General features: G+C 71.3%; 19 protein-coding genes and 1 pseudogene. 13 read left to right on the top strand and 7 right to left on the bottom strand.

Annotated features, from left to right (window positions below):
* Both I6J71_RS23045 and I6J71_RS51000 read right to left on the bottom strand, forming a co-directional pair.
* Nucleotides 1-516 (bottom strand): MarR family winged helix-turn-helix transcriptional regulator, encoded by a 516-nt coding sequence (locus tag I6J71_RS23045; RefSeq protein WP_204096591.1) that lies wholly within the window; start codon nt 514-516, stop codon nt 1-3.
* A 204-nt stretch (nt 517-720) separates the two neighbouring features.
* Nucleotides 721-882, bottom strand: a complete 162-nt coding sequence (locus I6J71_RS51000; protein WP_370542226.1) for a methyltransferase domain-containing protein — start codon at nt 880-882, stop codon at nt 721-723.
* A gap of 332 nt (nt 883-1,214) precedes the next feature.
* Here I6J71_RS51000 and I6J71_RS23035 point away from each other — a divergent pair, with 332 nt between their 5' ends.
* Together I6J71_RS23035 and I6J71_RS23030 are read left to right on the top strand one after the other, a co-directional pair.
* Nucleotides 1,215-4,427: a TIM-barrel domain-containing protein gene (locus I6J71_RS23035; protein WP_239155211.1), complete on the top strand. Its 3,213-nt coding sequence runs from the start codon at nt 1,215-1,217 to the stop codon at nt 4,425-4,427.
* A 245-nt stretch (nt 4,428-4,672) separates the two neighbouring features.
* On the top strand, nt 4,673-5,902 hold the full coding sequence (locus I6J71_RS23030; protein ID WP_204096589.1) for an MFS transporter: 1,230 nt from the start codon (nt 4,673-4,675) through the stop codon (nt 5,900-5,902).
* A 113-nt stretch (nt 5,903-6,015) separates the two neighbouring features.
* On the opposite strand, the gene I6J71_RS23025 is transcribed toward I6J71_RS23030, so the two are convergent.
* The 3 genes from I6J71_RS23025 to I6J71_RS23015 form a co-directional block, all read right to left on the bottom strand.
* Complete coding sequence (locus tag I6J71_RS23025; protein ID WP_204096588.1) at nt 6,016-7,011, bottom strand: VCBS repeat-containing protein; 996 nt, start codon at nt 7,009-7,011, stop codon at nt 6,016-6,018.
* Between the two features lie 187 nt (nt 7,012-7,198).
* Nucleotides 7,199-7,462, bottom strand: coding sequence for an MFS transporter (locus tag I6J71_RS23020; protein WP_204096587.1), 264 nt, complete (start codon nt 7,460-7,462; stop codon nt 7,199-7,201).
* The gene (locus I6J71_RS23015; RefSeq protein ID WP_239155209.1) at nt 7,459-8,262 is read right to left on the bottom strand and encodes an MFS transporter; all 804 of its coding nucleotides are present in this window, start codon (nt 8,260-8,262) and stop codon (nt 7,459-7,461) included. The genes I6J71_RS23020 and I6J71_RS23015 overlap by 4 nt, the downstream gene beginning before the upstream one ends.
* Nucleotides 8,263-8,268: 6 nt before the next feature.
* Here I6J71_RS23015 and I6J71_RS23010 point away from each other — a divergent pair, with 6 nt between their 5' ends.
* The 7 genes and pseudogenes from I6J71_RS23010 to I6J71_RS22985 all read left to right on the top strand — a co-directional run bounded on the left by I6J71_RS23010 (nt 8,269) and on the right by I6J71_RS22985 (nt 12,559).
* On the top strand, nt 8,269-8,703 hold the full coding sequence (locus tag I6J71_RS23010) for an NAD(P)/FAD-dependent oxidoreductase (protein WP_370542225.1): 435 nt from the start codon (nt 8,269-8,271) through the stop codon (nt 8,701-8,703).
* 33 nt (nt 8,704-8,736) lie between these two features.
* On the top strand, nt 8,737-9,045 hold the full coding sequence (locus I6J71_RS23005) for a co-chaperone YbbN (protein WP_204096585.1): 309 nt from the start codon (nt 8,737-8,739) through the stop codon (nt 9,043-9,045).
* 98 nt (nt 9,046-9,143) lie between these two features.
* Nucleotides 9,144-10,232, top strand: a pseudogene (locus I6J71_RS48710) (type III PLP-dependent enzyme); the annotation flags it as partial.
* 111 nt (nt 10,233-10,343) lie between these two features.
* The gene (gene speD / locus I6J71_RS48705; RefSeq protein WP_239155412.1) at nt 10,344-10,739 is read left to right on the top strand and encodes an adenosylmethionine decarboxylase; all 396 of its coding nucleotides are present in this window, start codon (nt 10,344-10,346) and stop codon (nt 10,737-10,739) included.
* Complete coding sequence (locus I6J71_RS22995; protein WP_239155207.1) at nt 10,736-11,569, top strand: spermidine synthase; 834 nt, start codon at nt 10,736-10,738, stop codon at nt 11,567-11,569. The genes speD and I6J71_RS22995 overlap by 4 nt, the downstream gene beginning before the upstream one ends.
* A gap of 70 nt (nt 11,570-11,639) precedes the next feature.
* Nucleotides 11,640-11,861 (top strand): helix-turn-helix domain-containing protein, encoded by a 222-nt coding sequence (locus tag I6J71_RS22990; RefSeq protein WP_204096583.1) that lies wholly within the window; start codon nt 11,640-11,642, stop codon nt 11,859-11,861.
* The gene (locus I6J71_RS22985; protein WP_204096582.1) at nt 11,861-12,559 is read left to right on the top strand and encodes a Clp protease N-terminal domain-containing protein; all 699 of its coding nucleotides are present in this window, start codon (nt 11,861-11,863) and stop codon (nt 12,557-12,559) included. The genes I6J71_RS22990 and I6J71_RS22985 overlap by 1 nt, the downstream gene beginning before the upstream one ends.
* Nucleotides 12,560-12,592: 33 nt before the next feature.
* On the opposite strand, the gene I6J71_RS22980 is transcribed toward I6J71_RS22985, so the two are convergent.
* Together I6J71_RS22980 and I6J71_RS22975 are read right to left on the bottom strand one after the other, a co-directional pair.
* Nucleotides 12,593-12,778, bottom strand: a complete 186-nt coding sequence (locus I6J71_RS22980; RefSeq protein ID WP_204096581.1) for a hypothetical protein — start codon at nt 12,776-12,778, stop codon at nt 12,593-12,595.
* A gap of 171 nt (nt 12,779-12,949) precedes the next feature.
* On the bottom strand, nt 12,950-13,162 hold the full coding sequence (locus I6J71_RS22975) for a helix-turn-helix domain-containing protein (RefSeq protein ID WP_204096580.1): 213 nt from the start codon (nt 13,160-13,162) through the stop codon (nt 12,950-12,952).
* Between the two features lie 185 nt (nt 13,163-13,347).
* Here I6J71_RS22975 and I6J71_RS22970 point away from each other — a divergent pair, with 185 nt between their 5' ends.
* The 4 genes from I6J71_RS22970 (at nt 13,348) to I6J71_RS22955 (ending at nt 17,911) form a co-directional block, all read left to right on the top strand.
* Nucleotides 13,348-13,638 (top strand): hypothetical protein, encoded by a 291-nt coding sequence (locus I6J71_RS22970; protein WP_204096579.1) that lies wholly within the window; start codon nt 13,348-13,350, stop codon nt 13,636-13,638.
* Nucleotides 13,605-14,396, top strand: coding sequence for a hypothetical protein (locus I6J71_RS22965; protein ID WP_204096578.1), 792 nt, complete (start codon nt 13,605-13,607; stop codon nt 14,394-14,396). Before I6J71_RS22970 ends, I6J71_RS22965 begins: the two co-directional genes overlap by 34 nt.
* A 41-nt stretch (nt 14,397-14,437) precedes the next feature.
* Nucleotides 14,438-14,881, top strand: coding sequence for a VOC family protein (locus tag I6J71_RS22960; protein ID WP_204096577.1), 444 nt, complete (start codon nt 14,438-14,440; stop codon nt 14,879-14,881).
* 303 nt (nt 14,882-15,184) lie between these two features.
* Nucleotides 15,185-17,911 (top strand): BTAD domain-containing putative transcriptional regulator, encoded by a 2,727-nt coding sequence (locus tag I6J71_RS22955; protein ID WP_204096576.1) that lies wholly within the window; start codon nt 15,185-15,187, stop codon nt 17,909-17,911.
* Nucleotides 17,912-17,915: the final 4 nt, after the last annotated feature.

Here is a 17,915-nt window from a genome sequence, read left to right as displayed (position 1 = left end):
TCAGCTCCCGTGGTCCCGCTCGGCTTGCCCGACCGGGCACACGGCGCCGCGGGTGCAGCTGGTCCGGTCGCACAGCCGGCACAACAGCTCGGCGCTCCCGACGTCTTCGTACAGGCGGGTCAGCAGCTTGCCCAGCAGCTCGGCCAAGTGCTCCTGTTCTCCGGCGGTCAGCACGTCGAGCAAGCCGGAAAGCCCGGAGCCACGCGCCTCCAGCAGTGAGGCAGCCGCCCGCCGCCCCTTCGGCGTGAGTTCGACGGCCACCTCCCGCCCCTGACGAGGGCGTCGTTCGACCAAACCACCCTGTTCGAGCGAGTCCACCATGCGGGCGGCCGCCGATTGACTGAGCCCGACGCGGCGGCCCAGTTCACTCACGCTCAATCCCGGACTGGCCGAGGCCACCACGAGCGCAGCGGCGGCGCTGGCGCTGACTCCCACCTTCCGTTGCGCGACCGTCAGCACCCGGTCGGTCACCGCCAGCGCGGCCGCGCCCAGTAGGTTCGCCGTCCTTTCATGCATGACTCATGCATAGGTCATCGGCTTCGCCAACGCAAGTCGATCAGGTGAGAGCTTTCGGATTCCGGGTTCCGGCCCCGCGAAGCAGGTGATCAGCCGATCCGTCGAGGAGCGTGGCGTGCCCGTGGACGGACCAACAGCTCGTCGTCGGTCAGCCCGGCGGTGAGCACCAGATCGGCCGGACCCGGAGCGGGGCCGGGGCCTGATTCAAGGCCCGCGACGGGCCTGTCGAACCAGTGGCCTGTCGAACCAGTGCATCGCGTTGCCGGCCGGTACGGCATCGACGGATCCGTCGGGCAGTGGCATCGCCTCGGCTCTTCCCCGCAGCGCAGGGACATCCGGCACCGCGCGGCGCAGCTCGCGCAGCATCGCGGGGTCGGGCACGTCCGCGGTGACGTCCGCGCCCACCGCACCGCGGCCTGCGTGTAGTCCGGGCGGTGCTCGGCGTACGCGGACGCCGCCGCGCCGAATGACGAGGCGCGCCGCAGCCGGTCGTCCCGGTCCACGTGCCCACCCTGTCGGCGCGGCGTCGGGGGGAACCCGGAAACCGTACCCCTGACTGGATCCGCGGCAGGACAGAACAGCGGACAGCCTTGAACCCGCGGCTTCATTCTTGATCGGTCCCGAACTAGCGTCGCCGGGGATCTCACTAGGAGGCAATGGTGGCCAGACGGGCAACAGCTGTCCGACAACGACTTCTCGTGCGGCTGCTGGCCGTGGTGTGCCTCGCGGGCACTGTGGTGACCACGGGGGCTGCCGCCGGCGCGGCACCGGCTTCCGGCCTGGCCGCGCAGACGGTGACGGCCGGGCAGGCGCGGTTCGAGGTGCTGTCGCCGACGCTCATCCGGACGGAGTACGCGGGCGACTCCGCGTTCGTCGACGCCGGCACTTTCACCACGATCGGCCGTGGCAGCTTCGCCAAAACGCCTTACACCACAACGAAGCGTGACGGCTGGCTGACCATCCGGACCAGCGCCGTGCAGGTGCGCTACAAACTCGGTTCGGGCGCGTTCTCCGACGACAACCTCACTATCGGGTTGCGCACGGGCGGCCAGGACGTCACGGCCCGCCCCTGGGCGGGCAAACTGACGCCAATATGCGCGTTCGGCACCCTGTGTGAGGCCGAGGACCTGCAGCTGTCCGGGCCGGGCGTGGCCACTGATCACCGCGGCTACACCGGAAACGGCTTCGCTGCGGGCTTCGTCAACGCCGGGGACGACGTGGCGTTCCGCACGACCGCGCCGGCGGCCGGCGATTACCAGCTGGACCTGCGCTACGCCAACGGATCCGGCGGCGACGGGCAGCACACGACCCGCACGCTCACGGTCCTCGTGGACGGCGGCGACCCGCACCCGGTCACGTTGCCGCCCACCGCCGACTGGGACACCTGGACGCAGGCCACCGTGCCGGTCACGCTGCCCGCGGGGGAGCACCGGGTGAGCGTCGAACGGGGCACCGGCGACTCCGGCAACGTCAACCTCGACAGCCTCGCCGTGGTCACGACCGGCGCCGCGTACCCACAGCCCGTTCCGCCCGCGCCCACCTCGTGCGCCTTCGGCGCGATCTGTGAGGCCGAACAGGGTGCCACGGCCGGCGGCGCGCGCCCGGCGAGCGACCACGACGGGTACTCCGGCAAGGGTTTCCTCGCCGGTCTGGACCGGGCGAACTCGTCCGGCACGCTCACCGTGACCGGTGTACCCGCGGACGGCTCGTACGACCTGCAATTGCGCTACGCCGATGCGACCGCCGTTTCCGGCCGGACGCAGCCCACCACCGTGTCCCTCCGGGTGGGCAGCGGCGCACCGGCCACCGTCACGTTGCCGGCGACCAGCAGCTGGAACTCGTGGCGCACCACCGCCATCCCGGTGAGGCTCGCGGCGGGCACCAATGCCGTGACGTTCGGCTGCCCCGACTCCACGAGCTGCCACCTCAACGTCGACACCGCCGCGGTGACCGCGTCCCACTCGGTGTTGCTCGCCCCGCACGCGGCGCTCGGCGGCTACCGGCGCGGGCTCGACGGCGTGGACGGCACCACCGTCACCAGCCCGGGAATCCTCTACCAGGACGGCTGGTCGCTGCTCGACGACACCGCCTCGGCGCTGTACGACCCGGGCACCAAGGTGCTCACCCAGCGCCCCGCGCACGGCGGCAAGGCCTACCAGGACGGCTACGTGTTCGCCTACGGCCAGGACTACGCCCGCGCGTTGCAGGAGTTGGCCCGGCTGACCGGGCCGTCGCTGCTGCTGCCGCGCTGGTCTTACGGCGTCTGGTACTCCGAGTACTACGACCGCACGGCCGCGGACTTCGAACAGACCATCCTGCCGAAGTTCCGGTCGGAGAACGTGCCGCTGGACATGCTCGTCGTCGACACCGACTACAAGACGCCGAACAAGTGGAACGGCTGGGAAATCGATCCTTCCCGGTTCCCCGACCCGGCGGCGTTCTTCCGGTGGGCGCACGATGAGGGCCTGCACACGGCGCTGAACATCCACCCGAGCATCCTCGCGGCCGATCCGCAGTTCCCCGCCGCGCAGGCGACCGCGAAGGGCAAGCTGAAGCCCGGGAGCTGCGGCGGTGGCGGCACCGGCTGCTACGTCTTCGACTTCGGCGATCCGGACCAGCTGCGGGCCTACTTCGACGTGCACCGGCCGATGGAGCAGCAGGGCAACGACCTCTGGTGGCTCGATTGGTGCTGCGACGGGTCGAAATCCGGTCTCGCCGGCGTCACCCCGGACTCGTGGATCAATCAGCAGTACGCCGACGACGCGGCGAAGACCGTCGGCCGCGGGTTCGCGTTCTCCCGCGCGTACGGCTCGCTGCAGGCCGGTGGCTACAGCTCGCCCACCGCGGTGCCCACGGGGCCGTGGGCCGACAAGCGCACCACCCTGCACTTCACCGGTGACACCATCTCCGACTGGGCCACGCTGGGCTTCGAGGTCGGCTACACACCCGGCGAGTCCGCGGCGACCGGGCTGGCGTCGGTGAGCCACGACATCGGTGGCCACACCGGGGGCCTGCAGGAACCGGGGAGCGAGCCGGGCAGCACGAAGCTGCCGGACGACCTGTACGCGCGCTGGGTGCAGCTCGGCACGTTCCAGCCGATCGACCGGCTCCACTCCAACCACAGCGACCGGTTGCCGTGGCAGTACGGGGCCGCGGCGGACGCGTCGGCGACGAAGTTCCTGAACCTGCGCGAGGACCTCGTGCCCTACACGTACACGCTCGCGCAGCAGGCCGCCGCGACCGGGCTGCCGATCGTGCGGCCGCTCTACCTGCAGTACCCGGATCGGCAGGAGGCCTACGCGCAGGCCGGCGGGGAGTACCTGTACGGCCCGGACATGCTGGTGGCGCCGGTGACCAGCCCGGGCACCACCGCCTCCACGAGTGTGTGGTTCCCGCCCGGCAGCGACTGGACGGACTACTTCACGGGCAAGACCTACCACGGCGGCACCACTGCACAGATCACCACGGGCTGGGACACGATGCCGGTGTTCCTGCGCTCGGGCGGCATCATGGTCACCCGCAGCGCGAACGTCACCGGCGACGAGCACAACCCGCTGACCGCCGCGACGGTCACCGTGGCCGGCGGCCACAACGGCGCGTTCACCCTCTACGAAGACGACGGGCAGTCGCCTTCCGCGAAGGGCGCCACCACCGGCCTGACCTACGCCGAGGACGCCCACTCGGCGACGCTCGCGATCGCCGCCATGCACGGGTCGTACCCGGGCCGGCCCGCGCAGCGCACCTGGACCGTCCGGTTCACCGACGCCAAGGCACCGTCGGCCGTCTTCGTCGACGGCCACCGCAGCCCCGGCGGGACCTGGACGTGGGACTCCGCGACGAGGACCGTGACCGTCCGGACGCCGGCGCAACCGGTGGCGCGTCCGCTCACCGTGCGGGTGGTGAACTCGTAGCCGGACGTGCACACGGGCGCCCGCTGCGGTTTTCGCGGCGGGCGCCCGTTTTTCCTTCCGGAGACGGGCATTGCCGCGTTGCCCGGCGTCAGCTATCCAGGGACCAGCCACCTGCCCGCCGCGGCGGATCTCGCCGAGGACCTTGCTGTGCGCCACGGGTCAACGTCGCGTCGGCGCGGCTTTCGGCCGGACAGGATTCGGACAGGTGGTGATCGACTGCGTTCCGAGCGGCTAGCGTCGGCCGGATGAGGGCGGGGCTGGGGGAGGATTTCCGGCGGCTGTGGTGGGCATACACCGCGAGTGAGACCGGATCGGCGATCGGGTACGGCGCCCTTCCCCTCGTGGCGGTCCTGATCTTGCACGCGTCCGCGGCCGAAGTGTCGCTGCTGGCGGCGATACCCGGGCTCGTGGGTGCGCTTCTCGCGTTGCCGGTGGGCGATTTGGTCGAGTTCCGCGCCAAGCGGCCGGTGCTGATCACCGCGGATGTGGTGCGGTTCGTGGCGCTGGGGAGCGTGCCGGTGGCGATCGTGCTGAGTGTGGTGTCGCTGCCGCAGTTGTACGTGGTCAGCGTGGTGCAGACGGTGGCCCTGGTCGCGTTCACCGCGGCCGGCGGGGCGCACCTGCGTGCGCTGGTCGGCACCCGGCAGCGCGCCGAGGCGGCGAGCCGGTTCGAAGTCGCCGGCTGGACGGTGAACTCCGCGGGCCCGCCGCTGGGTGGCGTCTTGGTCTCCGCTGTCGGACCCGCGGTGACGACCCTGATCGACGCGATCTCCTACCTGGCCTCGGCGCTGGGCGTCCGGTCGATCCGCCGCCCGGAGCCCCCACCGCCCGCGCGCTCCGGGAGCCGGCACTTCGGCCGCGATCTCCTCGTGGGGTGGCGTTACCTGCTCCGGCATCGGGAACTGGCGTTGCTGTTCGGCAACGGCGTGCTGTTCGGCTCCGCGGTCTTGGCCGGCGCCCCGTTGGAAACCGTGCTGATGCTGGACGACCTCGGGTTCGGACCGTGGCAGTACGGTTTGGTCATCGGCTTGCCCTGCCTGGGCGGCCTAGTCGGCGCACGGCTTGCTCCGCGGCTGTCGCACCGTTTCGGGACGCGTCGAGTGCTGTTGTGGGCAGGCGCCGCGCGGTCCCCGTGGCTGCTCGTGATCCCCTTCGTCGGTCGCGGCTTCGGCGGGATGGTGACGTACCTGCTGACCAGCACGGCGTTGTTGCTGGCGGCAGGCGTGTTCAACCCCTTGTTCAGTGCCCACCGCATGAACATCGTCCGCGAGGACATGCTGGCCCGGGTGCTCGGCAGCTGGTCGATCGGCAGCCGGCTGGTCCGCCCGGTGTTCGTCGCCGCCGCGGGCGGGCTTGCGAGCCTCACCGGCGTCCGTGCCGCGATCGGTGTCGCCGGCGTGGTGTGTGTCCTCAGCGTCCCGCTGCTGTTCGTGCGCACGGGTACGGCCCGGCACGCCGATCCTTTCGCTGCGTGACTTCGGCTCTCCACCCGGGCCGGCCGGGCCGGCCGGGCGCGCAGGCGGGTTCTGTGCGGTCCTGTCCGGGCTCGCGGTGGCGGACTGCTGCCTCCGCCTGAGCCGGATGAGTCCTACTGCGAGCGCAGCACCCAGACGTCGTTGTCGTTCACCGCGACGAGGTCGGCGTCGCCGTCACCGTCCACATCGGCCGTGAGGGTGTCCTTCGTGCCGGAGAACGAGCCCGGGTACCACAGTTCGGGCGCGGAGTAGCCCGTGCCGGTGGAGCGCATGACCTGCACCTCGGTGTCGTTGACGGCGACGAGGTCCGCTTTGCCGTCGGCGTCGATGTCCGCGGTGAGGGTTTTCCTGGTGCCGTGGAACGGCGTCGTCGACCACTGCGCCGGGGGTGTGTCGAACCAGCGGTTCGCGGTGCCGGGCACCACGCGCGTGCCGGCCGAGTCTATGAGGAGGTAATCGGCCTTGCCGTCGCCGGTTGCGTCCGCTGCCAGCGTCTGCGTCTCGCCGCGGAGGTCCTGCGGGCCCCACGCGATCAAGGGCAGCGTCGCCGTGCCGTCCGACCTGGCCGCCAGTGGCGGGACCCCGCCGGAGAACAAGCCGATCACGTCCGTGTCCCCGTCCCCCTCCAGGTCCACTGCCCGGCTCCCTTGGTCGCCGGCGATGGTGTTGTCCAGCCACTGCGTGGGCGTCCCGAACCGGGCCACGCCGCCGCCGTCGGTGATCGACCTGGCCACGAAGATGCCCCGTACGCGCGGGGTCGAAATGGCGTTCGGCCGGACTGTGATGGCGTCCGCGCGGCCGTCGTTGTCCGCGTCGCCGATGAAGTACGCGTAGTACGGGCTGTCGTTGGCGCCACTTCTGCACGCGCCCCAGTCCTGCCCCGGCTGGAAGCCCGAACCGGTCGACAGGAACACGGTGCACCCGGACAGGTCGGTGGTGAAGCTGACGACGTCGTCCTTGCCGTCGCCGTTGACGTCCCCGGCCCTGACCGCGACCTGCGCGGTGAACGGTCCGGTCGACCACTGCTCCGGTACGCCGGACGCCAGCGCCGGCGTGGTGAGGGTCATGGACAGCAGACCGGTCACACCGGCCAGCACCAGAGCTCGCATCACGTCCCCTTCGTGTCGGCTTTGCCGTATTCACGTCGTGCGGACAGCCGCGAAACGTTACGGAGGGGAACACGTGCTCGGCGGGGACGCGGGACAACCGGCCCGCGTCCGCCCGAGGCCGGGACGTTCGATCACTGGCTGAGGGGACTCGGCGATCCAGCCGGCGACACCAGAAGAACTTCTGTCGTCACGCGTCGGTGGAATCGCCGTCGGGTACGGATTCAAGTGGCGTGCGGGTGGTCTCGGGGCCGAACAGCGCGACGATCGCCCCGGCGCCGATCCAGCACGTGGCGACGGTGACGAACACCGCGGTGTATCCCCCCGCGGTGTAGATGGACGGGATGCGCATCGGCCCGACCACGGTGGCCAGCCGGCCGGCGCCGTAGGGCACGCCGCAGCCGAAGGTGCGCACGCGCATCGGGAACACCTCGGGGGTGTAGGTGTAGATCAACGCCACGAAGGTCTGGCTGAGACACCAGCAGGCCGGACAGATTGCTCCCGGCCCCGCCCGAGCTGAAAGCCGTAGGCGATGCCGAACACCGCGATCACCACGAGGTCGCCGCCATCGTCCACTTGCGGGAGAACCGGTCGGAGACGGCCCGGGCCACCAGCGCGCCGGGGAACCGCAACGATGGTCGTGATCGCCGAGAAGGTCAGCGATTTGGCCAGTGACAAGCAGTGTTCGGCCAGCGGCGCCGGAACCCACGCGGCGAAGGCGTAGAACCCGAGCATCGCGAGCATCCACGTCGCGAGCATCACCGCGGTGCGTCGGCGCAGCCTTCGGCCCGCCAGCGCGGCCAAGGCGCCGACGCTGGTGTCGCGCCGGATGCCGGCGTTCTCGTCGAGCGTGAGGTGCGGGTCGCCCAGCTTCGTCAGGACCGCGCGTGCCTGGGCGGTGCGCCCGGTGTAGAGCAGCCAGCGCGGCGATTCGGGCAACCGCGCGAGCGCGTGCACCGCGAGCAGGCCCAGACCGCCGACGAGGAACGCGATGCGCCAGCCGTCGGCACCGAGGGGCACGACGTCGCGAGCCAGGAAGGCGATGGCCGGGATGCCGGCCAGTCCGACGGCCAGCGTCGTGGACTGGGCGCGGCCCCGGTGCGCCGCCGGCATCGTCTCGCTGAGGTAGCTGATCGCGGACACCGTCATGGCCGACAGGTCCACCCCGGTGCAGACGCACAGGACGGCCGTCACCGACCCGGCCGGCGAGGACCGCGCCGCAGAACATGCCCAGAAACCGTCCGAGGTCAGCATGGCGACATCGTTCGCCCAGTCCGTGACCGTCGTGCACCGCCGGGACACGCTCAAGGCTTCCAAGATCATCAGGAGCGGGCCTTCGCCGACGACAAGATCCGGTTCCGGTGGAACACCGTGGTCGAGAACGTCGCCGGCGCCGAGCCGGTGACCGATCTCCAGCCGCGCGACGCGGTCACCGGGCAGCCCTCGGCGCTGAGGGTCACCGGCGTGTTCGTCGCGGTCGGACACGAGCCGCGCAGCGAACTGGTGCGCGGCCAGGTCACCCTGGACGAGGCAGGGTACGTCGTGACCCGCGACCGGTCGACGCGGACCGGCCTGCCCGGCGTCTTCGCCTGCGGCGACCTCGTCGATCACACCTACCGCCAGGCGATCACCGCGGCCGGTCGCGGCTGCAGCGCCGCGCTCGACGTCGAACGCCGCCTCGCCGGCACCGAATGAGCACGTCGTCAACCCTCGGGAGGAAGTGAACCCATGTCCGAGACACCGAGAGCACCGAGAACACCGAGAACACCGCCGCGGTCACCGTCTCCGACGTGGGCACCGTGGTGCGGACCGTGCAAGCAGCTCGGCCCGGAGCTCGACGAAATCGCCGGCGAACACAGCGACAAGATCACCATCGTCAAGCTCGACGTCGACGCGAACCCGCAGTCCGCCAGGGACTTCCGCCTGATGTCGCTGCCGACGCTGGTCGTGTTCCGCGACGGTGACGGCGCGCAGCGCATCGTCGGCGCCAAGGCGAAAGCCGAGCTCCTGAAGGGCCTCGACGCCCTCCTGTCCTGATCCCCGGCTGACGGTGTGCCGGGATCGCCTTGCCGCCTTCTTTGCGCAGAGGTCCTGTTTCGTCAAGGGCGACATCGCTGAGCGGTCGTGCGTGGCCGGTGACCCGTAAAGGTCCCGGTCGCCTGCGGGGATTCCGGCCGGCGCCGGATGCGAACCTATACTCGGGCGTTGTGACCGAACCTCTCGCGCAGCCGCTGGAACGATGCCGTGCGTTCCTGGACGAGCGCAGACCCCCGACGCCGTGCCTCGTGATCGATCTCGAAGCAGTGCGGGAAAGCCATGCCCGGCTTCGAGAAGCGCTGCCCGAGGCCCGGATGTACTACGCGGTGAAGGCGAATCCGGCGCCGGAGGTCGTGCGGTTGCTCGCGCGCGCGGGCGCGGGCTTCGACGTCGCCGGTCGAGAGGAGATCGAGCTCTGCCTCGACCAGGGAGCCCGCCCCGAGCTGATCTCCTACGGCAACACCGTGAAGAAGGCCCGCGACATCGCGTTCGCCCACCGGGCCGGGGTTCGCCGGTTCACGTTCGACAGCGCCGCGGACCTCGCGAACATCGCCGCGCACGCGCCCGGTTCGACGGTGTCGTGCCGGGTTTCCGTGGACAGTTCCGGCTCGCAGACCCCGTTCGGGCAGAAGTTCGGCTGTGCCCCGGAAATGGCCGTGGACCTGCTCGTGGACGCGGCCACCCTCGGGCTGGACCCGGAAGGCGTCGCGTTCCACGTCGGCTCCCAGCACCTCGACCCGCGCGCGTGGGAGGCCGGGATCGCCTCCGCCGCCGCGATCACCCGCGCGGTCGCCGCGCGGGGCGTGTCGTTGCGGGGCTTGAACATCGGGGGCGGGCTGCCGGGCCGGTACGTGACCGAACCACCGCCACTCGCCGAGTACACCGCCGCCATCCGCGCGTCGGTCGCGCGGCACTTCCCGGTCGCGCCGGAGCTGGCGTTCGAGCCGGGCCGCGCGGTGGTCGCCGGCGCCGGGCTGATCCGCAGCGAGGTCGTGCTGGTGTCCCGCAAGTCCGCGACGGCCGGGCAACGCTGGGTGTACCTGGACATCGGGCGCTACGGTGGGCTGGCCGAGGCGGAGAACGAAGCCATCGCGTACCGGCTGGAGACCGCGCACGACGCCACCCCGGACGGGCCGGTCGTGATCGCGGGCCCGACCTGCGACGGGGACGACGTGCTCTACCAGCGCACCCCGTACCGCTTGCCGTTGGCGTTGCGGGCCGGTGACCACGTCGACATCCTGGGCACGGGTGCCTACACCCAGAGCTACTCGTCGGTGTCGTTCAACGGGTTCCCTCCACTGAGGACCTACTTCGTCGGCGGGGAACCGCACGACGAGGTCGGCGAGTTCGCCGGCCGGCACGTGCTCGCGGAGTTCTCCGGCGTGTCGTCCGAGTTGCTCGACGACGCCGCTTTCCTGTGTGAGAGCTTGGAGCTCGCGTTGACCAAAGCCGGTGCCACCGTGCGCGACGTGACGTTCAGCAAGTTCGAACCGCAGGGCGTCACCGTGATGGCGTTGCTTTCGGAGTCGCACGCTTCGATCCACTCCTACCCCGAACGCGGGTCGGTGTTCGTCGACGTGTTCACATGCGGGCGCCGCGCGGACCCGGAACTGGCCGTGCAGCTGTTGCGAGATCTGCTCGGCGCCGGCGTGGCCCGGACCAGGACCGTCCACAGGGGACAGGAGGACAGGTGAACATCGAGGAACCGGTCGGCGCGGGCGTGACCAGGGTCTGGCACGTCTCGGACGTGCTCGTCGACGTCCGCACCGACTACCAGCACCTGGTGATCGGCAAAACCGCACAGGGTGTCTCCTTGTTCTGCGACGGCGAACGGCAGAGCACCGAGTTCAGCCAGCTCGTCTACCACGAGGCTCTGCTCGTGCCCGCGCTGCTCCTGGCCGCGCAGGTGGACCGCATGCTGGTGGTCGGCTCCAGCGAAGGCGTGGTGTGCCGGATCGCCGTGGCGGCGGGCGCGTCGGTCGTCGACCACGTCGACATCGACACCCAGGCGGTGCGGCTCTGTGCCGAACACTTGCCCTACGGCTACTCGGCTGCGGAGCTGGCAGCGGCCGAGCGGGGCGACGGCCCGATCCGCGTGCACTACGCCGACGGCTGGGAGTTCGTCCGCACCTCCACCGAAAAGTACGACATAGTCCTGGTCGACCTGCCGGACGAGCAGGAGGGGACCGAAGCGCAGCACAACCGCCTGTACGGCGAGGAGTTCCTGAAGTTGTGCAAGGGATTGCTCACGCCCGGCGGAGTGGTGGCCTACCAGGGTGGCTGCCCGACGTTGTGGCGCAACTCGACGCTCGTCAAGTGCTGGCGGCGATTCGAGGACACGTTCGAGGCACCGGTCTACTTCGGCTCGGCCGAGCACGAGTGGGCGTTCTTCTTCGGCACCGGGCTCGACGCGCCGGTGGAGACGATGGTGGCCCGGCTGGCGGCGTTGCCGTACCGCCCGGAGACGGTCGACGAGCCGACGCTGCGCGGCGCGACGGTGCCGCCGATCAGCCTCCGCCGGTGACGAGCCAGGCCTGAACGCGGCTCGTCAGCATATGTTGACGCCAGTCGCTCGTCAGCATATGCTGACGGGCATGGAATCAACTCTGGAAATCGCCGAAAGTGCCACGAGTGACGACCCCGAAGTGGGCCTGCGTGCGGTGGCAGCGTTGCGAGCACTGTCCGAACGGCTGGAGATCCTGCAGGTCGAACGGGCGCGCAAGCTGGGCTGGTCGTGGCAGGACATCGCCGAGCGGCTGGGAGTCACCAAGCAGACCGTGCACCGCAAGTATGGCCGGCGAGTCGGGGGGCGATGATGTTCGAGCGGTTCACTCCGCAAGCCCGCACCGTTGTCGTCCACGCCCAGGAGCACGCTCGCCGGCTCGGGCACCACCACGTCGGCTCCGAGCACCTGCTGCTCGCCTTGGCCTCGGTCCCCGAGCCGGCCGGTGCCGTCCTGCGGGAGCGGGGAATCACGCCGGACCGCGTGGAGGAGGAGATCGTCCGCCGGCTCGGGCTCGGCGGTGGTGCCTGCCTGTTCGGCGACCTCGATCGGGACGCCTTGGCGGCCGTCGGGGTCGATCTCGACGCCGTGCGGGCCCGGATCGTGGCGTCCTTCGGCGCCGACGCGGTTGCCCAGGCCGCCGGCGCCGTGCACCACCGGCGGCGGCCTCGGCTGAGCTTGCGCCGGGCCTTCCCTTCGGGCTTGCTCCGCCGCAGGCGTCGTCGCCTCCTCGCCGCAGCGGTCCCCGGCCCGGCCGTGAACGGCCGCTACCACGCCGAGGGTGCCGTTCCCCGCGGGCACCTGCCACTGACCACGGCGGCCCGGGACAGCCTGGCCCACAGCGTCCACGAGGCGCAGGCCAGGCGCGAGCAGCACATCGGTGTCGAACACCTGGCTCTCGGCCTGATCGGCATGAACGGTGGTCTGGTCACCCCGATCCTGCAGGCGCTCGGTGCCTCAGGCCCTCCGGTCCGGGCCGCGATCCTCGACCGCTACCGGCGAGCCGGCTGATCAGGTCCGGCTGCCCGGTGAGGTCGGAATCCGTCACCGGGCGCGATGGTCGTCGAGGAACGCCGCCACCACGGCTTCGGGGTCGAGATCATCGCCGGCTGCGGCAATTCCGGCTCGCGGCCACAGGCCGATAACCATGAGCGGCGCGATCAGCGTGGTCAGCATCCGCATCCGGTCGCCCGGAGCCAGCCGGCCGCGTTCCTGGTGCACGGCGATCATCTCGGCCGCGTTGCGCAGGTTCGGTTCCAGCGCGGACAGGGCGTCCGCGAGCTCCGGGTGCCGGGGGCACCTCGGTGAGCAAGGTCAGGACCGCGCCGCCGTACTGCCGGACGGTCTCGGCATAGGCATGGACCACTGCGCGGAGGTCGGCGTCGACAGCGTCGCCGGCCTTCAGCCGGGCGAACGGCTCAGGACGTGTGACAGCGCGGCGTTGATCAGGGCCGCTTTCCCTCCGTAGCGACGGAAGATCGTGACCTCGTTGACGCCGGAGCGGTTCGCGATCTCCAGCGCGGTGGCGGCCTGGTAGCCACGCTCGGCGAAGACCGATGCCGTGGTGTCGAACAGCCGGTCAACATCGATCTGCCTGGGCTTACGTCTGCCCACATGTCGCCGCCAGGCGAGGTGATCGCCCCCACGCTCATGGTGATTGTGTGCTTACGACTCCACGCTAAGCGCACTCGATCGTTGATGACCACGCCGGGGCCCGACCCCCAGCACTGCTGCGACGGCTGAAGTGGCGCCTGCGGTTCACGGGCTGGCTGCAGTACCTGCCGACCGCGGCAGTGGCGGTGGCTCTCCTGCTGCTTTCCGCTGTCGTCCGCCTGGCGAGCACACTGCCGGCCCTGCTGATCGCCGCCCTCGGGGCCTTCGTGCTGCCCGGCTTCGCGTTCGACGTCGTGACGATGAAACTGGGCCTTCGGCCGCGCGTTGCGAGGCCCGCCCGGCGTGCCGATCTCGACGCCTTCGACCTGATCCGTTCCCGGCGCTCCTGCCGGTCCTTCCAGCGCCAGGACCTGGCCGACGCCGACCGGGCCGAGCTCTGCGCGTGGCGCACGAACACGTGCGGCCCGCCACGCTGATCGGGACGAGTCCGATCCGGCTGGAGTACCTCGCCGCCGCGCTCACGGTGTGGCCGACGGCCGGCGCACAGCGCGACTACGACCGGACCGCGATGATCGATGTCGGCCGGAGCCTGCCGGTGATGGTCCTGCACGCTGCGCGGATGGGCGTGGCGACCTGCTGGATCGGCCCGGGCGCTGACCAGACGGCGATCGCGGCGCACTGGGGAGAGCGCTTCCAGCCCGGCCGCGACCACATCGTCTGCTTCAACCGCGACCGGGTACCGATCGCGGTTGAAGCCCGTGACCGTCCGCGCGATCGAGTTGGCGCAGCACCGCCGCCTGAGGTGCCCTCGTTGTTCTTCGTCGATTCCGGCTTCCGCCGGCCGCTCGAGGTCAGCGCCCCGCGGTTCTCCGCGCTCGGGCGCACGAATGAGGCGTGTCAGTGGTCGCCGTCGTCGTTCAACAGCCAGACCACCCGGTGCGTCGCGGTCACCGACGACGCCGGGACCGCCGTCCGCCGCGTGGACTTCTTCACCGCCACCTCCTCGCGGTACTACGCGCCCGTCGCACTGGGCATCTGGTGCGCGAACTGGGAAGCCGGCTGCACCGCCCTCGGCATCACGGGACACCTTCGCGTCCTCCCCATCCCACGACCACGGCGTGCGTGCCGAGCCGGAACCATCGCGGTACGGCGCGAGCTGGATCGCGGGTGCACCGGCTTGAAACGCGGCCCGACGGGTCGTTCGGCGGCACTCCGCTCGAGCGGTTGGAGGTGACAGCACTCCGCAGCGCGCTCGTTGCGGCGCATACTCACGCCATGACCACTTCCGCACCGCTGGCGAACCTCATCACTCTGGGTGCGCGTGATCTTCCCGCGCTGCGCGACTTCTACCGCTCGCTCGGCTGGCCGCAGATCATGGACGACGGCGAGTTCGTGGCTTTCGAGCTGCGCGGCATCGTGCTGGCCCTGTTCCCGGTCGCGAAGCTCGCCCGCGACGGGAACACCGATCCCGACCCCGGTACGGGAGGCATCCGGTTCACCATCGGCGTGATGGTCGACAGCGCCGACGAGGTCGACCGGCTGACCGAGCGGATGCGCGCCGCCGGTGCTCGCGTGACCAAGGAACCCGTCGACGCGGAGTTCTTCACCGGACGTTCGGCCTACCTCAGCGACCCCGAGGGCAACTACTTCGAGATCGCCTGGGCCGACCTGCCGGGCAACCCCGTCGTCCTCGCCGCCCGCCGAGCCGCCGGCGCCTGATCACAACGGCCCAGTCCTGCTACCGGGAAGCCCGCTGATCGCCACGTCCTCCGTCCGCCGGTCGTCTCGCGGACGGCGCGGCCGGTGATCTCCTTCCGCGCGTGGCCGTCCCGGTGGTGGGCGCGACCCCCAAAGCAACGCGCCCGCCACCGGGTCGGGCCCCCCGGCCTCCCCGTTCCCTCGCCGTGTCCTCAGGGTCGCCGATGCCGTCCTCGTTTCGTCCTCGCGCCGGCATTCGCCGCTGCACCTGCGCGTTTCGGGCCCGGATGCCGGGCGCTAGCCTGGGGGCGTGGGGGAGAGGCGATGAGGTTCCGCATTCTCGGGACGCTGGAAGTCCGTGCGCACGGGGATCGGGTCGCCCTGGCGAGCACCCGGCAGCAGCGCGCGCTCGCCGCTCTTCTGCTCAGTCCCAACTCGGTCGTCCCGGTGGAGCGCATGATCGACGCGCTGTGGGAGGACGAGCCGCCGGCGACGGCCGTGAAGCAGGTGCGGAACTGCGTTTCCGCCTTGCGCGGCCGGCTCGGCGAGCTCGGCGGGATGATCGTCACCGACGGTCCCGGGTACCGCCTGCAGGCCGACGCGGGGGACCTCGATTCGCTTTTCTTCCGCCGCCGGGTCGCGGTGGCCCGGGGACTCGCCGGTCAGGCGAAGCTGGTCGACGCCGTCGAAGAGATCCGGAACGCGCTTTCCCTGTGGCGGGGCCCCGCGCTCGACGGGCTCCGGACGACCACGCTCGCCGGCCGGGCGGCGTTGCTGGATGAACAGCGGGCCGACGCCGTCGAGCTCTGCGCCGAATGGCAGCTGCGGCTCGGCGAAACGGGCGAGGTCGTCCGCGAGCTGACCGAGTTCTGCGGTGAGCACCCGATACGCGAGCTGTCCCATCTGCTGCTGATGCGCGCGCTCGCGAAGGAGGGCCGCTACGCCGAGGCCTCGACGCTCTTCCACGGCCTGCGCCGGCGGCTGGCCGACGAGCTCGGCGTCGACCCGAGCCCCCACCTGCGGCGGCTCCACGAGCAGATCCTGACCGAGTCCGGGCCCAGCGCCCCCACCGCGATCCCAGCCCCAGAGCCGGTCCCAGACCCGCAGCCCGAGCCGGCCGGCGATGCCGCGCCGGATCACCGCTTCGGGCGTGCGGTCACCGAGCTGGCCGAAGCCGTCACGTGGCAGTGGCGGGCGGAAGCCGAGCTGCGTTCGCTGCACCGGCCGCAGCCGATCGCCCTGCACTGGTCGGCCGTCGCCCGCCCGGGAAAACCGTCGCTCCGGGGCGACCTCGACGACGTCGCGAAGACCTACGCCGCGTTGCCCGTGCAGCAGCTGGTCGTGCTCGGCGATCCGGGCTCCGGCAAGTCGGTGCTCTCGCTGGTGCTGACGCTGGAGCTGCTGCGCGCCCGCGGGCCGGGCAGCCCGGTCCCGGTGCTGCTGTCGCTGGCCTCGTGGGATCCGCGGCGCGAACACCTCGACCGGTGGCTGGCGGGCCGGCTCGCCGAAAACCACCCGGCTCTGCTCAACGCCCGGGAGTACGGGCGCGACGCACCCACCCGGCTCGTCCTCGGTGGCCACGTCGTCCCGGTCCTCGACGGTCTCGACGAGATGCCGGCCGATCTGCGCGCCACCGCGCTGGACGCACTGGACCAGACCATGGCCGTGGGCCGTTCACTGGTGCTGACCTCCCGCTCCGCCGAGTACGAGCAGGTCACGCGCGAGTCGGGCGCGGTGCTGAGCACCGCCACCGTGGTGCGGCTCGAGCCCGTCACCCGGCAGGAGGCGATCACTTACCTGTCCGCTCGGGAGAACGACCGCTGGCTCCCGGTGGCCGATCGGCTGCGCCGGGATCCGGACGGGCCGCTGGGCCGGACGCTGCGGACGCCGTTGATGGTCGATCTCGCGCGGATCGGCTACGGCGCGGATCCCGCGGAACTGCTCGCCGCCGAAGACGAAGCCGCCCTCGAAGGGCAGTTGCTCGACTCACTCGTCCCCAACGCCTACGCGCAGGTGCCGCAGCCACCGGGACGGAACCCGAAGACCAGTCCGTCCGGGCGCTACACCGCGGCGCAGGCCATGCGCTGGCTCGGGTTCCTCGCCCGGCACCTCGAACAGCGGCGCAGCCGCGACCTGGCCTGGTGGCGGCTGCACCACGCGGTACCCGCCGGGACCCGGGCGGTCCTCGCCGGGACGCTGATCGCGGTGTTCTTCTTCGCCGCCGGCTGGTTCTCCGCCGGGCCGGCGCTGGCCGTGATCTACGCCCTCTCGTTCGGTGGTGCCGGTTACCTGACCCACCGCTTCGGGCGCGCTCCGGAGCCCCTGCACACCGAACTGCGCTTCGCCGGGGCCGCGGGCAAGTTCGCCGTCCGGTTCGCGGCCGGCGCCGTGGTGGGCGTCCTGCTCGGCCTGGGCTGGTCGCTGGCCACCGGTCTGGTCGTGTTCCTGGCGCTCGTGTTCGGGGTGGTGTTCGGCGTGCACGTGTGGCTCGCCAAACCCGTCGACGCCAGCCGTGTATCGAGCCCGAGGACCATCCTGCGCAACGAACGGACCGGTGCGATCGCGTTGTCCGTCTCCTTCCTGGTGTCCGCGGGTCTGTTCGACGGGATCGCGTTCGCGTTCACCGCGCAGACGCGGTTCCTGCCGGTGCTGGGCGGCCGGTTCGACCTCGCGCTGGCGATCGCCGGCGGGGTGGCCGGCGCGTTGTTCGGGTTCTTCATGGCCCGCGGTCTCGCCGCGTTGTGCTACGGCCTCGCGGGTGCGATCGCCGGCGGCCAGGTGTTCCCGCCCGCGGCGAACCCGGTGCTGCCGTTCGTGGTGGGCGTGTGCTTCGGCTGCGGGATCGGCGTGGCGGTGCTCGTGACGCGCGCGTGGGGGAACTACTTCGTCCACCACTTCTGGCTCGCCGCCACCGGCCGGCTGCCCTGGCGGCTCATGCACTTCCTCGACGACGCGCACCGCCGCGGCGTCCTGCGGCAGGCCGGTGACGTCTACCAGTTCCGCCACGCCCGCGTGCAGGAGCGGCTGGCCGAGGTGAACCCCGAGGAGTAGGCCG

It is taken from the genome of Amycolatopsis sp. FDAARGOS 1241 (genome assembly GCF_016889705.1).
Classification (GTDB): domain Bacteria; phylum Actinomycetota; class Actinomycetes; order Mycobacteriales; family Pseudonocardiaceae; genus Amycolatopsis.
This window is presented reverse-complemented; position numbering and strand designations above follow the sequence as displayed.

Coding starts and splice junctions, on each gene's coding strand:
- I6J71_RS23005 (WP_204096585.1), top strand. CDS start 8,737: ATGTCCGAGACACCGAGAGCACCGAGAACACCGAGAACACCGCCGCGG.
- I6J71_RS22980 (WP_204096581.1), bottom strand. CDS start 12,778: ATGATCGCCGTGCACCAGGAACGCGGCCGGCTGGCTCCGGGCGACCGG.
- I6J71_RS22990 (WP_204096583.1), top strand. CDS start 11,640: ATGGAATCAACTCTGGAAATCGCCGAAAGTGCCACGAGTGACGACCCC.
- I6J71_RS23025 (WP_204096588.1), bottom strand. CDS start 7,011: ATGCGAGCTCTGGTGCTGGCCGGTGTGACCGGTCTGCTGTCCATGACC.
- I6J71_RS51000 (WP_370542226.1), bottom strand. CDS start 882: ATGCTGCGCGAGCTGCGCCGCGCGGTGCCGGATGTCCCTGCGCTGCGG.
- I6J71_RS23030 (WP_204096589.1), top strand. CDS start 4,673: ATGAGGGCGGGGCTGGGGGAGGATTTCCGGCGGCTGTGGTGGGCATAC.
- I6J71_RS22960 (WP_204096577.1), top strand. CDS start 14,438: ATGACCACTTCCGCACCGCTGGCGAACCTCATCACTCTGGGTGCGCGT.
- I6J71_RS22985 (WP_204096582.1), top strand. CDS start 11,861: ATGTTCGAGCGGTTCACTCCGCAAGCCCGCACCGTTGTCGTCCACGCC.
- I6J71_RS23045 (WP_204096591.1), bottom strand. CDS start 516: ATGCATGAAAGGACGGCGAACCTACTGGGCGCGGCCGCGCTGGCGGTG.
- I6J71_RS22955 (WP_204096576.1), top strand. CDS start 15,185: ATGAGGTTCCGCATTCTCGGGACGCTGGAAGTCCGTGCGCACGGGGAT.
- I6J71_RS23015 (WP_239155209.1), bottom strand. CDS start 8,262: ATGCTGACCTCGGACGGTTTCTGGGCATGTTCTGCGGCGCGGTCCTCG.